The sequence below is a fragment of the Nitrospira sp. genome (genome assembly GCA_024760545.1).
Lineage (GTDB): Bacteria > Nitrospirota > Nitrospiria > Nitrospirales > Nitrospiraceae > Nitrospira_D.
Genome location: CP060501.1, coordinates 3,457,444 through 3,470,064 on the forward strand (window position 1 = coordinate 3,457,444; position 12,621 = coordinate 3,470,064).

Sequence of the window (12,621 nt, forward strand, 5' to 3'; positions counted from 1 at the left end):
CATGGAATGCGCGCCTAGCTACGGAGTGCAGAGCGAAACACAGGAAGAAAAGGCTGCCAACCTCAAAAGCCAAGCCAAAGGCGGGCTATTCCAAAAGTGGACGTTCGATCAAGATCAACTCAATGCGCTGCCCAATGGTTTCGTGAAGAGCATATCCGGTGACGAGCCGCTTGCCGAATGGGTCGTACAAGGTCGTGCGACGGCGCCTACTCCACCATACATGCTCGCCGGCGCGTCAAATTGTTCGCAACTCTGCTATCAACTGCTGGTGGTGGAGGGGTTGCAGTACGAATATCCGGACCTCAGCGTTCGGTTTCACACACCGGAAGGATCAGCCGGTTCCGGAGGAATGATATTTGGGACGCGAGATGCGAAGAATTTTTATGCAGCACTGATCGACCCAGTCGTCCGACATGTGCAACTTGTTCGTATGTCCGACGGGCGCGCGACACTCCTCGGTCACGCTTCAGTCAACCTTAAGCCGGTCGACTGGCACTCGCTCAGGGTGCAGCGGAATACCATCATCAGCAAGGATTTTATCGAAGTGTTTGTGGATGGGACACTTGTCTTGTCCATTGAAGACCAAACACTCGGGTTGGGACAGATCGGATTGGTCCTTCTTGGAAAATCCACGATGTTTTTCGACAGCTTCCATGCGGTCCCGCTTTTTTCGCACCGGCCGTTTTCCGGCCCGCCGGCGTACTGAAGCCAGTCGGTTGGTCCCAAACTTGCCTTTTCTCGTCGGTCTGGGGTAGCATGGCGTTGCCGGATTGCGAAAGGCCTGGCAAGACCGGCGCTGAGAGTGACAAGGCCTGGACGAATGTTGTTTTGGGCCAGCCCGGGAACTGATCGGAAGCCAGAGCTAAGCCGCCGCTGTGTTGACGTCTTCGGCCCATTCCTTCCTCGTTGTTTTCTCGAGTCCAAGACAACATCATTGTGTCAAAGGAGGAGCCTGATGGGTGCGAAGATCTATGTCGGTGGACTACCGTATTCAACGACCGAGCAACAGTTAAGCGATTTGTTTGCGGCGCACGGGTCCGTCGCCTCAGCGCGGATTATTACGGACAAGTTTACCGGGCAGTCGCGAGGGTTTGGATTTGTCGAAATGTCGTCCGACGGCGAAGCGCAGGCAGCGATTTCTGCCTTGAATGGTACACAGCTTGGCGGTCGCACCCTGACGGTCAACGAAGCTCGTCCTCAGGAACCCCGTTCCGGTGGAGGAGGGCGTGGAGGTTTCGGAGGGGGTCGCGGCTGACGTCGGTCTGTTTTGCTGCGATAAGGGCTGCCGGAACTCCCGGCAGCCCTTTTTGCTTTTCAGACGTGTTGCCAGAGTCGCACAAATGCTGATCAGACTTCTGTTCATAGGCTCCATGAGAGGGTGCGATGCCACCCTTTAGACTAGAGGCTCCTTTCAAGCCCTGCGGGGATCAGCCGGAAGCCATCGCTAGGCTGACGGCTGGGGTGCAGACGGGAAAGAAGCACCAAGTTCTGCTCGGTGTGACGGGTTCAGGCAAGACTTTTACGATGGCGAGTGTCGTTGAACGTGTTCAAAAACCCACGCTGGTACTGGTCCATAATAAGACGTTGGCCGGTCAACTCTATCAAGAATTCAAGCAGTTCTTTCCGGATAACGCGGTTGAGTATTTCGTGAGCTATTATGATTATTACCAGCCTGAAGCCTATATCCCGCAGAGTGATACGTATATCGCAAAGGATGCCTCCATTAATGATGCCATCGATCAGATGCGTCATTCCGCGACGACCGAGCTCTTACAGCGGAACGATGTCCTGATCGTATCCTCGGTGTCCTGTATCTACGGACTCGGGTCGCCGGAGGTGTACCATGACATGCTGATCTATTTGGAGGAGGGCACCGAGACGAGGCGAGAAAAGATTCTCTCGAAGCTGGTGGAGATTCAATACGAACGCAACGACGTGGACTTCCATCGTGGAACGTTTCGAGCGCGCGGAGATGTCATCGAAATTTTCCCTGCTTCGTCGGAAGCGAAGTCGGTGCGTATCGAGCTCTTCGGGGATGTCGTCGACGCCATTCACGAAATCGATCCGCTTACCGGCAAATCGTTGGGCAAGCTTCCCAAGATCGCCATCTACCCGAATACCCATTACCTCATCGCTCCCGATCGCTATGAGCGGGCCATCACCGGCATTGAGGACGAACTCGACGAACGAACCGCGTATTTCAAGAAAGCGGGGCGTCTGGTGGAGGCTCAACGCATCGAGCAGCGCACCAAGTTCGACCTTGAAATGATCCGCGCCATGGGCTATTGCCACGGGATCGAAAACTACTCTCGTCATCTCAGCGGCCGGTTGCCGGGTGAGGCGCCTCCCACGTTGTTGGACTATTTTCCGAAGGAGTTTTTGTTGATCGTCGATGAGTCTCACGCGACCATTCCCCAAGTTGGGGGAATGTACGAAGGAGATTACTCCAGGAAACGGACGTTAGTGGAGTACGGATTTCGGCTTCCGTCCGCTGTCGACAACCGCCCATTGAAGTTTTCTGAGTTCCAGAATTGTCTCAATCAGGTTGTGTATGTGTCCGCAACCCCCGGCTCATACGAACTGGAGCATGCCGGCTCCGATGTGATCGAACAAATCGTTCGCCCGACCGGTCTCATGGATCCGCGGATCGAAGTCGTGCCTGCCAAGGGGCAGGTGGACCATCTGCTTGGTCAGGTCCGCGCGGAAGTGGCGAGAGGCGGCAGGGTGCTTGTGACAACCTTGACGAAGCGCATGGCGGAAGACTTGACGGAGTATTACCACGACCTGGGAGTCAAAGTGCGCTATCTGCATTCCGACATCAAGACGCTTGAGCGAGCCGAGATCGTGCGCGACCTGCGCCGCGGTGAATTTGACGTGCTGGTGGGGATCAATTTGTTGCGGGAAGGTCTTGATCTTCCCGAGGTGAGCCTGGTGGCCATTCTGGACGCCGATAAGGAAGGCTATTTGCGCTCGTACCGCGCCTTGATTCAAACGGCGGGGCGAGCCGCGCGCAATCTCGACGGACGGGTGATTTTTTATGGGGATGCTGTGACGGATTCGATGCAACAGGCCATCGAAGAAACAGGCCGCCGCCGCGGAATCCAAGCCGAGTATAACCGCGTCCACGACATTACCCCTGTCGGTATCGTCAAAAGTATTCCATCCTTGGAATACGCGGTCGCCGACATGGACTATGTGCGGTTGGATGTTGCCGCCGAATCAGTAGAGCCGTATGGGTCGGCGGAATCCATGGATCAGGCCATCGAGCGGCTCGAGGCAGAGATGAAAGCCGCCGCCAAAGAATTGGCCTTTGAACGGGCCGCGGAGTTACGTAACCAGATTCGGTCGCTGCGATTGCAGGCGTTGAACGCGAAGTCTTAGACGTGCTTATAGAGATAGATCCCGATGAACATACCGAGGATGCTGAGGATGTTGACTTTAATATTGAACCCTAATACGAGTTTGATCAGGACCAGGTCGATGGTAAGGGGAGGGCTGATACCGGGGGTGAAATGAGTTGAGAAAATGCTTTGGATGGTGCCTTGAGGCGCCATGACGTGGAGAATCTCCCCGAGTATCCCACCAAGCAGCCCTCCGATCAGCACGAAAATGAGAAGAACCCAGGGCGATTTTCTCACGCGACCGCTCTTTCTCCCTTTATGGATTTCCCGATCGTCGTTCGCTGGTGTTGAAAGGCACCATATCCGAAGGTTCCGGGCATGTCAATAAAACTACCGACTCATGTGCACCTTGACTTGCCCCCCTTTGGTTCTATACACTGCCCGATGGTCTTTTTCTAGAATTTTCAAAGCGATCGGAGATCTGGTCTAAGACTTCAATAGTCTCTTCCTCATGGTGATGTGATAGATGTGGCGTCATGCTTGATGCGCTGAGCGAGAAGTTTGAAAAAATCCTGAAGAAGCTACGTGGGCAGGGTGTGCTCACGGAGCAGAACATTACCGAAGCGTTGAAGGAGGTGCGCTTTGCGCTTCTTGAAGCAGACGTCAACTTCAAGATTGTCAAAGAGTTCATTGATCGTGTCCGTCAAAAGGCCATTGGACAGGAGGTTCTGCAGAGTCTGACTCCCGGGCATCAGGTCGTCAAGGTTGTCTGGGATGAGTTGCGGGAGATGATGGGGCATGAGCGGGCTAGGCTTGCTCTGAGCTCTAATCCGCCGACCGTGGTGATGATGGTCGGATTGCAAGGCGCCGGGAAAACGACGACCTGCGGCAAGCTGGCTCATCTCTTTAAGAACCAAGGTAAACGAGTGTTGTTGGTTGCGGCTGATCCACGCAGGCCTGCAGCCGGCGAGCAATTGAGCGCCCTTGGTCGGGATCTCGGCGTGGAAGTTCATCGCGCTGATCATGCGCAGGCTTCTCAAGCGGATGTCGTGCGTATCTGCCGCGCGGGGGTTGACCGAGGACGAGAGCAGGGCTTCGACGTCGTCATTCTGGATACCGGCGGGCGGTTGCATATCGATGACGAGTTAATGGGCGAACTGGTAGCCGTGAAAACAGCCGTGACTCCTCATGAAGTGCTGTTGGTCGCTGATGCGATGACCGGTCAGGATGCGGTGATGATGGCCGGCCAATTTGACCAGAAGATCGGGTTGACCGGCGTCATTTTGACCAAGGTAGAAGGTGATGCGCGCGGAGGGGCGGTCTTGTCCATTCGTGCCACGACCGGCAAGCCTATCAAGTTTCTGGGTGTCGGCGAGAAATTGGACGCCCTTGAGCCGTTTCATCCGGACCGAATGGCCTCCCGCATTCTCGGGATGGGCGATGTGCTGTCGCTCATTGAAAAAGCCCAAGAGAGCATCACGCGGGAGCAAGCCGAGGAAGCTCAGAAGCGGCTGACCAGCAATACGTTCACCCTTGAGGATTTTCGCACTCAGCTCGGACAGATGAATCGACTGGGCTCATTCGAGCAGATTCTGGGCATGCTCCCTGGCGGGCAAAAGTTAAAGCAGGCAATCGAAGGGGACAAGCCGGAGCGGGAAATCGGACGTGTGGTAGCCGTGATCGATTCGATGACCGCGCGGGAACGCCGCGATCATACGATTATCAATGGAAGCCGCAAGAAGCGAATCGCTCGCGGCAGTGGGACGACCGTGCAGGACGTGAATCGGCTCATCAAGCAATTCTTGTCCGCGAAGAAGTTGGCAAAGGCGATGACCGGTGCGGGGGGGCGACGACAGCTTGCCCAACTCATGCGCTCCCGGTAGGCGCTCTACACATAGCTCAAAACCGTGTAAAGGAGGATAGTTGTGGCTGTACATTTGAGATTAGCTCGAACTGGGCGTCATAAACGCCCGATGTATCGGTTGGTAGCGGCTGATTCGCGCAAGGCGCGCGACGGGCGTTTCCTCGAGATCCTGGGAATCTTCGATCCATTGAAAGATGCCGGTCTGCCGGAGCTGAAGCAGGAGCGTGTCCTCACCTGGCTTCGGCACGGCGCTCAACCCACGGTGACCGTGCGGACCTTGTTGCGCCGGGCTGGCGTGTGGAAACAGTTCGAGGCTGAAAAAGCCGCTCAGAAAAAGGCGCCTGCTTCATCCTGACGTCGTCAATGGTGAATGAACTGGAAACCGTGACGGTGGGACAGATCGAGCGGCCCTTCGGCGTCAAAGGGGAAGTGAAGGTTCGATCGCTCTCCGATGTGCCTGGCCGACTTGAAGGGTTGAGAAGAGTCAGCCTCGTGGCAAAGGACGGACAGATTCTTGAGACCAGCGTCACGCATGTGAGGCGGGCTGGGGCAGGATATATTCTCGGGTTGGCTGGTGTGACTACACCGGAGGGGGCGGGCCTTTGGCGCGGCGGATTCATTCGGACGACTCGCGGATCCGTGCCCGCGCTCCCGGATGGGCAATACTATGAGTGTGATCTGGTCGGTCTTGCTGTCCACACCGAAGAGGGGCGGCCGATCGGTGTACTGGAAGACATTCTAGAAGTGCCGGGAAATCCCGTATTCGTTGTTCGTCAAGGAGACAAAGAGATCTTGATCCCGGCGGCGAAAGAATTGGTCCTTGCCGTCGATCTTCCGGCTCGCAGGATGACGGTTCGTTTAGTCGACGGGTTGGGTGACTAGCATGTTGCGGTTTGAGATTCTGACATTGTTTCCGGAGATGTTCGCACCGGTCTTGGCGCACAGTATGCTCAAGCGGGGCCAAGATAAGGGCCTGCTCAATGTGAAGGTGCATAATTTGCGGGACTTCACGACGGATCGTCACAAGATAGTCGATGATATGCCGTATGGAGGTGGGGCCGGCATGGTCATGAAAGCCGAGCCGATTCTTCTGGCGGTTGAGGCGGTCCGGAGCGAAGCGCAGTCGAGCGGAGAGGACATTCGGGTGCTGTTTCCGACTCCGCACGGCCGCCCGCTTACACAGCACTATGTGCAGCAGTTAGCCGGGGAGTCTCGCCGAATTGTCATTCTGTGCGGGCACTATGAGGGAGTGGATGAGCGTGTACGCCTGGCGTTGGCTCCTGAGGAAGTTTCGCTCGGAGATTATGTGTTGACGGGAGGTGAATTGCCGGCCCTCGTGTTGATCGATGCGGCGGCACGGCTCGTTCCCGGTGTGTTAGGTGACCCCAGTTCTGTGCTGGAGGAATCGTTTTCTGATTCGTTGTTGGAGTATCCGCAATACACGAGACCGGCAGAGGTCGGTGGAGTCGGTGTGCCCGACGTGTTGCTGTCGGGCCATCATGAGGCCATTCGGGTGTGGCGCCGCAAAGAGGCGTTACGCAGCACGTATCTCCGCCGTCCCGATCTGCTAAAGGATCGGACGTTTACCAGTGAAGATCGACAGTTGTTGGATGAATTGATGAACGAAGGGCTATTGACGGCCCCGGTATCACGTCGGGAGGAGGGGTAAGGACATGAATCAGTTGGAGCGCATTCAGCGGTCGTTGACGAAGAAATCGGCGCCGAACTTTGAGATCGGGGATACCGTCAGGGTCCACGTCAAGGTTGTGGAAGGCGAAAAAGAGCGGATTCAGGTGTATGAAGGGACTGTGATTGCCCGCAAGGGGAGCCTGAATACGGAAACATTCACGGTCCGAAAGATTTCGTACGGGGTGGGGGTCGAGCGGATCTTCCCGGTGCACTCCCCGATCGTCTCCAAGGTAGATGTGGTTCGGCAGGGACGGGTTCGACGCGCGAAACTGTATTATTTGCGCGGCAAGAAGGGGCGGTTCGCGAAGGTCGAGGAGCGCGAGTTTGTCGGAGAGAGCAAACCGTCCGCGCAGCCGCCCGCGGCTGCTGAAGAAGAGACCGTCACGGCCTAGATCACTTCTTTGAACCTGTTCCATCACGGCTGGCCGATCGTGTGACTTGCCGGCGAGGGGACGTCTGATGGGACCCACTGAAGAATTCGAGCGGGTAGCCCGATTATGTGGGTATCGACGCGTAGCCGGCATTGATGAAGCAGGACGTGGCCCTCTTGCCGGTCCGGTCGTTGCGGCCGCTGTCATCTTACGGCCTCGGTGTCGACTCTCAGGGATTGACGATTCGAAGCAACTTTCCGAAGGGGAGCGAGAGCGGTTGTATGCCGTGATTCATGAGCAGGCCGTGGGGATGGGAATCGGTTCGGCGGATGTCGCTGAAATCGATCAGTTCAATATCCTCGGGGCCACTCGTTTGGCGATGCGTCGAGCCATTGATCAACTGGTCCCTTCCCCTGATTATTTGCTCATTGATGCCGTTGCCCTTCCTGAAATCAGAGTCCCCGCGCGGCCTATCATCAAGGGAGACTCCCTATCCGTATCGATTGCCGCTGCTTCCATCATCGCCAAAGTGACGCGGGATCGTCTCATGGCGAGGTACCATGACATGTTCCCCGAATATGGCTTTCTCTCGCATAAGGGGTATGGTACCCCGGAACATCTTGAACGACTCCTGCGCTATGGCCCCTGCTCCATTCATCGTCGAACATTCGCGCCGGTGCAAGAAGCGATGATCGCTGCGAAGATGGAGTATGCTCAACCGCCGAGCCTTCCATTGTTCGAATAGTACGCGCATGGCCACTCCGGACCCGCGGCATCAGTTCGGCCAAGCCAGCGAAACGCGGGCCGAACAGTTCTTGCTTGCCAAAGGCTATCGCATTCTCGATCGCAACGTGCGGACGCCGATCGGAGAATTGGATCTCGTGGCGGAAGACCATGGTGTCGTGGTATTCGTTGAAGTCAAGGCCAGGACTACCCTGGCCTTCGGCGGCGCACTGCTGGCAGTGGATCATCGTAAACGGGCGAAGCTGGCGAAACTGGCAGCACAGTATTTGGCGCAACGGCATTGGTCCGAGAGGGCCTGCCGATTTGATGTCGTGTTGGTCCAGGGTCAACCTTCGACCCATGGCCAAATCGAACATCTTCAGAACGCGTTTGACGTCGCCGAACACTGACGGTTCCAGCCCTGCTCAAAGGGGTCTTCGTGGACGCGATCATTCAGCTGATCCATGTGTCGAAATGGTATGACCGGAGAGCCGCGCTGTCCGATGTCACGCTCGAGGTCGAGAAAGGGGAGTTCGTTCTTCTTATGGGGCCGAGCGGAGCCGGTAAGTCCACCTTACTGCGGATGCTGATCGGCGAGGAACAGCCTGATGAAGGGCAGATTTTCGTTCAAGGCAGAAATGTCACCAAGCTCAAACAGTCGGAGATCCCGTATCTCCGGCGGAAGGTCGGATCAGTTTTCCAAGACTTCCGTCTGCTGCCCAAAAAATCCGTGTTCGACAATGTCGCGCTTCCGTTGGTCGTTCAAGGCGCGTCCGAGAAAGATATTCGTCGTAAAGTCACGGAGGCGTTGCGTGCCGTGGGTGTCGAGCACAAGAAAGATCAGCCGCCGAACAGTCTCTCGGCAGGAGAGCGACAGAGGGCATGTATCGCCAGAGCGATCGTCAATGGTCCGGTGGTGCTTCTCGCCGATGAACCGACAGGCAGCCTCGACCCGGAGCGCACGGGGGAAATCATAGAATTGTTCAAATTGATCAGTGCCCGCGGCACCACCGTAATCGTGGCCACCCACGACCCTCAGGTCATGCGCCAGATCAACGGCCGGGTGATCACCCTGGCGCAAGGAGCGGTGGTACCGGAACGCCGGGCGACAGTAGGGGTTGGAGTATGAGACGACTATTTTACCTCGTCCGCGAAGCGTGGGCCAACATGCGGACCAACCGCACCACCACGATCGTCGCCATCTTAACCACGGCCTTCACATTAGCCTGTGTCGGCATTTTTCTGTTGCTCTACGTGAATCTGAGGAGTGCAGCCGGATGGCTACAGGAAGATGTCAAGATCATGGTCTATGTGGAGGAACGGCTGTCCCGCGAGGGGATGCAGGAATTGGAGCGAACACTCAAATCCGATCGTATGGTGGCGGGGGTGCTCTTTGTATCGAAGGAACAGGCGCTGGGAGAATTTCGCGCACAATTCCCCGCGGATTCTCATTTACTCGAGGGGCTCGGCGAGAATCCTCTCCCGGCTTCGTTCGTGGTGACGCTGGCGCCGAATTTTCGCTCTCCCGATGCGATGAAAGGCTGGGTCGAACGAGTTCAAACGATGGAAGGGGTCGCCAAGGTCGACTATAATCAAGAATGGATCAATGTGTTGGCCGAACTCATCGGCTACATCGAACTGGTGGCGATCGGTGTGGGGGTCCTGCTCTCCGCAGCGGCCGTGACGATCATCGGGAACACCATCAGGCTTGCACTGTTTGCCAGACGAGAGGAGATTGAGATCCTCCGCTCCATCGGGGCGACACGCACATTCATCCGCATTCCGTATTTCCTCGAGGGCGCCGTGCTCGGCGCCTGCGGCAGCGCGCTCTCGCTCGGAATTCTCAAGCTTGGGTTCGAACTGTTTCTGCAGCAGATTCAATCGGCTGGCCGTTTCAGCGGGATGGAAAGTCTGGTCTCCTTCTTCCCGCTCTCCATCTGTATGGCGCTTGTTGTGGCCGGGATGGGGCTGGGCTTTGCGGGAAGCGTGGTGTCTCTCTTGCGCGTTGGGGAGGGGCGCGCATGAAAATTCTCCTCTCCGGTCTGGTGTGTTGCGTCGCGCTAGGCGGAGGGTGGGCAGCTGTTGTCGATGCGGCCGGTGATCCGATCGCCGAAAAAATCGAGCGAGAGCGAAAGACCCTTGAAGCGCTGAAGGACAAGATCGAAGAGAAACGGAAACGGGCCGAGGAGGTGGGGAAAAAACGGGAATCGGTCCTTCAAGGTATCCAATCCCTGGATGAACGCCTGGTCCATCATCGACAAGATCACCATGACATTAAAAAGAAACTTCGGCAGAAGGATCGGGAAATCGAGGAGATTACAGAGCAGCTGGCGGTGATGCGGACCGGCATCCAATCGCGGCGTGAAGCCATCCTCGCACGGCTCCGTGTGCAGTATATGGAAGGGCGGTTCGGCTATATCAAGGCGCTCCTGACGGCGGATACATACGGCGACCTTCAGCGCCGGGGGCAATATCTCTCCACCGTTTCACAAAAGGACTACGAATTACTCGAGACGTTCCGAACCGATATGGCGCGGATGGAGCAAGCCGAACATCAGCGTGCCGAGGCCAGAGCCGGAATGGTGGCCTTCAAACAAAACGTCGAAAAGAAGCTTGCCGATATTCGCGTCACTCAGAGAGAGAAAAAAGTGTATCTCGCGAAGATCACACACGAAAAGGATTCTTACGATCGTGCCGTCGAAGAACTGGAGCGGTCCGCCTCACGCGTCGACAGCCTGCTGCATGAATTGGAAGCGCGCCGACGTGCCCTGGCCATGCGCCCTCCGACGGCGTCACCACTGCCGCGTGGAACCAGAGGCGCGCTGCCTTGGCCGGCCGAGGGGAAAGTCGTGTCATACTTCGGACGCCAGAAGCACCCGACGTTCAACACGTATGTTCAGCGTAAAGGCATTGAAATTCGAACCACGGAGGGAAGCTCGATTCATGCCGTCATGCCCGGGAGCGTCGTCTATGCGGACTGGTTGAAAGGCTATGGACTCGTTATAATCTTGGATCATGCCAACGGATTTTTCTCCCTGTATGCGCATGCCTCCAAGATTCTGGCCAGAGTCGGCGAACAAGTTGCCGAAGGCCAGTCTATCGGAGAGACGGGAGATACGGGCATGATCGGAGAAAATACATTATACTTTGAGTTGCGTGAAGGGGCTGAACCGGTCGACCCGCTCCACTGGTTGGTGAAGCGATAAGGCAGGTCTCGACAGCGTCTTCGAATTGGTGATCTGACAACGCAGGAAAGAAGGGATGTGAAGATGATGGAACAGCAGCCACGGCGGAAGTCTTGGGTGGTCGGACCGATGATTGCACTGGCTCTGCTCTGTGGAGTCGTCATCGGGAAAGGATGGGAGCGGACCGGCCACGCCAGCGAAACGTATGAAGAGCTCAAGACGTTCTCCGAGGTTTTGAACCAAGTTCAGAAACATTATGTCGATGAGACGAAGCCGAAAGATCTCATTCAAGGGGCTATCCGCGGCATGCTGTCGACGCTCGATCCGCACTCAGCCTACATGACTCCGGAGATGTACAAGGAAATGCAGGTAGAAACCAGGGGGGAATTCGGGGGAGTCGGCATTCAGATCGGCGTGAAGGATAACCGTCTGGCCGTGATTGCGCCGATAGAAGGCACGCCCGCTCATCGCGCGGGTATTAAGGCCGGCGATTTCATCATCAAGGTCAATGATGACCCGACGAAAGATCTGACCCTAATGGATGCGGTCCAGAAGATGCGGGGGCCGAAAGGCAGCAAGGTCAACTTAACCATACAACGGGACGGTACGCCTGATCCAATGGTGTTCACCCTCGTCCGGGACACGATAAAAATTGAAAGCGTGAAGTCGAAGGTGATCGACAATCTTGGATATGTCCGGCTCACTCAATTTCAAGAAGCGACCGGAAGGGATCTCTCCAAAGCGATCAAACAGTTCCGAGAACAGAAAGTGCAGGGGACCATTCTCGACCTACGAAACAACCCGGGTGGATTGCTGACTGCCGCGGTCGATGTGTCCGAGCAGTTTCTTCCCAGCGGAAAGCTGGTTGTGTATACCAAGAGTCGCGAGGGGAAAAAGGATGAGTGGTTCGCAAAGGCCAAAGATCAGATGGAAGACCTTCCCGTGATTGTCCTCGTCAACGAAGGATCGGCGAGCGCGTCGGAAATTGTCGCCGGAGCACTGCAAGATTGGGGACGAGCCGTCGTGGTCGGGACCACATCATTTGGAAAGGGATCAGTGCAGACGATTCTGGCCCTAGGGGATGGTTCCGGACTTCGCCTCACAACTGCCAAGTACTATACCCCGAAGGGTCGGTCGATCCAGTCGACCGGTATCACTCCCGATATTGTGGTGAAGCTGCCGGCTCCATCGGTCGCCAAAGCGCCTGACGGGAAGTCTGCCGACAAAGAGTCTGAGGTGAAGGCGGTTAAGCCTCCTGCTGGCAAGGATGCTGTGCCACCGAATGGAAAGTCCCCGGATGAGGCCGGTTCCAAGAATGGGACCGTTCCGCAGCCGTCCCCGGCTGAGGCGGGAGGAGAACTTTCGCTTGAACAGGATGCTCAGCTCCAGAAAGCTGTGGAACTGCTCAAGAGCTGGAAGATCTTCAAGGAACTCAAGACATCCTGAAG

General features: G+C 56.4%; 15 protein-coding genes. 14 read left to right on the forward strand and 1 reads right to left on the reverse strand.

Annotated features, from left to right (window positions below; translation table 11 throughout):
* Window position 1 precedes the first annotated feature (1 nt).
* From H8K03_16410 to uvrB, 3 genes are all read left to right on the forward strand, one after another.
* A complete protein-coding gene (locus H8K03_16410; protein ID UVT19360.1) occupies window positions 2-706 on the forward strand; it encodes a hypothetical protein in 705 nt (234 codons plus the stop codon).
* 249 nt (window positions 707-955) lie between these two features.
* Complete coding sequence (locus H8K03_16415) at window positions 956-1,255, forward strand: RNA-binding protein (protein UVT19361.1); 300 nt, start codon at window positions 956-958, stop codon at window positions 1,253-1,255.
* A 128-nt stretch (window positions 1,256-1,383) separates the two neighbouring features.
* Window positions 1,384-3,381 carry an excinuclease ABC subunit UvrB gene (gene uvrB, locus H8K03_16420; GenBank protein ID UVT19362.1) on the forward strand — a complete coding sequence of 666 codons (1,998 nt, stop codon included), beginning with the start codon at window positions 1,384-1,386 and terminating at the stop codon, window positions 3,379-3,381.
* Here uvrB and H8K03_16425 read toward each other — a convergent pair.
* Window positions 3,378-3,638: a DUF4321 domain-containing protein gene (locus H8K03_16425; GenBank protein UVT19363.1), complete on the reverse strand. Its 261-nt coding sequence runs from the start codon at window positions 3,636-3,638 to the stop codon at window positions 3,378-3,380. The two genes, uvrB and H8K03_16425, sit on opposite strands and share 4 nt — an antisense overlap.
* A gap of 239 nt (window positions 3,639-3,877) precedes the next feature.
* Between H8K03_16425 and ffh the strand changes: the two genes are divergently transcribed.
* The 11 genes from ffh (at window position 3,878) to H8K03_16480 (ending at window position 12,619) form a co-directional block, all read left to right on the forward strand.
* A complete protein-coding gene (ffh, locus tag H8K03_16430; protein ID UVT19364.1) occupies window positions 3,878-5,224 on the forward strand; it encodes a signal recognition particle protein in 1,347 nt (448 codons plus the stop codon).
* A 42-nt stretch (window positions 5,225-5,266) separates the two neighbouring features.
* Entirely contained in the window at window positions 5,267-5,560 is a 294-nt protein-coding gene (gene rpsP / locus H8K03_16435; protein ID UVT19365.1) for a 30S ribosomal protein S16, read from the forward strand.
* Window positions 5,561-5,568: 8 nt separating this feature from the next.
* Window positions 5,569-6,087: a 16S rRNA processing protein RimM gene (gene rimM / locus H8K03_16440; GenBank protein UVT19366.1), complete on the forward strand. Its 519-nt coding sequence runs from the start codon at window positions 5,569-5,571 to the stop codon at window positions 6,085-6,087.
* A 1-nt stretch (window position 6,088) separates the two neighbouring features.
* Window positions 6,089-6,874 (forward strand): tRNA (guanosine(37)-N1)-methyltransferase TrmD, encoded by a 786-nt coding sequence (gene trmD, locus H8K03_16445; GenBank protein UVT19367.1) that lies wholly within the window; start codon window positions 6,089-6,091, stop codon window positions 6,872-6,874.
* A gap of 4 nt (window positions 6,875-6,878) precedes the next feature.
* Entirely contained in the window at window positions 6,879-7,286 is a 408-nt protein-coding gene (gene rplS / locus H8K03_16450; GenBank protein UVT19368.1) for a 50S ribosomal protein L19, read from the forward strand.
* Between the two features lie 67 nt (window positions 7,287-7,353).
* The gene (locus H8K03_16455) at window positions 7,354-8,010 is read left to right on the forward strand and encodes a ribonuclease HII (GenBank protein ID UVT19369.1); all 657 of its coding nucleotides are present in this window, start codon (window positions 7,354-7,356) and stop codon (window positions 8,008-8,010) included.
* Window positions 8,011-8,017: 7 nt separating this feature from the next.
* Window positions 8,018-8,398, forward strand: coding sequence for a YraN family protein (locus H8K03_16460; protein ID UVT19370.1), 381 nt, complete (start codon window positions 8,018-8,020; stop codon window positions 8,396-8,398).
* A gap of 38 nt (window positions 8,399-8,436) precedes the next feature.
* Complete coding sequence (gene ftsE / locus H8K03_16465; protein ID UVT22520.1) at window positions 8,437-9,117, forward strand: cell division ATP-binding protein FtsE; 681 nt, start codon at window positions 8,437-8,439, stop codon at window positions 9,115-9,117.
* The gene (locus H8K03_16470; protein ID UVT19371.1) at window positions 9,114-10,013 is read left to right on the forward strand and encodes an ABC transporter permease; all 900 of its coding nucleotides are present in this window, start codon (window positions 9,114-9,116) and stop codon (window positions 10,011-10,013) included. Before ftsE ends, H8K03_16470 begins: the two co-directional genes overlap by 4 nt.
* Window positions 10,010-11,194, forward strand: coding sequence for a peptidoglycan DD-metalloendopeptidase family protein (locus tag H8K03_16475; GenBank protein UVT19372.1), 1,185 nt, complete (start codon window positions 10,010-10,012; stop codon window positions 11,192-11,194). The genes H8K03_16470 and H8K03_16475 overlap by 4 nt, the downstream gene beginning before the upstream one ends.
* A gap of 66 nt (window positions 11,195-11,260) precedes the next feature.
* Window positions 11,261-12,619: a S41 family peptidase gene (locus tag H8K03_16480; protein UVT22521.1), complete on the forward strand. Its 1,359-nt coding sequence runs from the start codon at window positions 11,261-11,263 to the stop codon at window positions 12,617-12,619.
* The last annotated feature ends 2 nt before the right edge of the window (window positions 12,620-12,621 follow it).